1 protein-coding gene is annotated in these 1,361 nt (G+C 66.2%); it reads left to right on the forward strand.

All coding sequences use genetic code 11. The features are described 5' to 3' along the window. The coding region (gene ahcY, locus ADL01_RS20285) for an adenosylhomocysteinase (protein ID WP_053743435.1) at positions 1 to 1,361 on the forward strand (1,361 nt) is incomplete at both ends.

Raw genomic sequence — 1,361 nt, forward strand, 5'->3', positions numbered from 1 at the left:
CAGGACTTCAAGGTCGCCGATCTCTCGCTGGCCGCGTTCGGCCGCAAGGAGATCACGCTTGCCGAGCACGAGATGCCCGGTCTGATGTCGATCCGCCGCGAGTTCGCCGCCACCCAGCCGCTGGCCGGCGCCCGCATCATGGGCTCGCTGCACATGACGGTGCAGACGGCCGTGCTGATCGAGACCCTGGTCGCGCTGGGCGCGGAGGTCCGCTGGGTGTCCTGCAACATCTTCTCCACCCAGGACCACGCGGCCGCAGCGATCGCGGTGGGCCCGAACGGTACGCCCGAGGACCCGCAGGGCATCCCGGTGTTCGCCTGGAAGGGCGAGACGCTGGAGGAGTACTGGTGGTGCACGGAGCAGGCGCTGACCTGGCCGAACAGCCCCACGGGCGGCCCGAACATGATCCTGGACGACGGTGGCGACGCCACCATGCTGGTCCACAAGGGTGTCGAGTACGAGAAGGCCGGCAAGGTTCCCTCGGCGGACACCGCGGAGTCCGACGAGCACCGTGTGGTCCTGGAGCTCCTGGGCCGCACGATCACCGAGGGTTCGCAGAAGTGGACGCTGCTGGCGTCGGAGATCCGCGGTGTGACCGAGGAGACCACGACGGGTGTTCACCGTCTGTACGAGATGCAGCGTGACGGTTCGCTGCTGTTCCCGGCGATCAATGTCAACGACGCGGTGACGAAGTCGAAGTTCGACAACAAGTACGGCTGCCGGCACTCGCTGATCGACGGCATCAACCGTGCCACCGATGTCCTGATCGGCGGCAAGACCGCCGTCGTCTTCGGTTACGGCGATGTGGGCAAGGGCTGCGCGGAGTCGCTGCGCGGTCAGGGTGCCCGGGTGATCGTCACGGAGATCGACCCGATCTGCGCGCTGCAGGCGGCGATGGACGGCTACCAGGTCGCGACGCTGGACGATGTCGTCGAGACGGCGGACATCTTCATCACCACGACCGGCAACAAGGACATCATCATGGCCTCGGACATGGCCCGGATGAAGCACCAGGCGATCGTGGGGAACATCGGCCACTTCGACAACGAGATCGACATGGCCGGCCTCGCCAAGATCGAGGGCATCGTCAAGGACGAGGTCAAGCCGCAGGTCCACACGTGGAAGTTCCCCGACGGCAAGGTCCTCATCGTGCTGTCCGAGGGCCGTCTGCTCAACCTGGGCAACGCCACCGGTCACCCCTCGTTCGTGATGTCCAACTCCTTCGCGGACCAGACCCTGGCCCAGATCGAGCTGTTCACCAAGCCCCAGGAGTACCCCACCGACGTCTACGTGCTGCCCAAGCACCTCGACGAGAAGGTCGCCCGCCTCCACCTCGACGCCCTCGGCGTCAAGCTGACGAC

Origin of the sequence: Streptomyces sp. NRRL WC-3618 (assembly GCF_001280005.1) — a bacterium.
Lineage (GTDB): Bacteria > Actinomycetota > Actinomycetes > Streptomycetales > Streptomycetaceae > Streptomyces.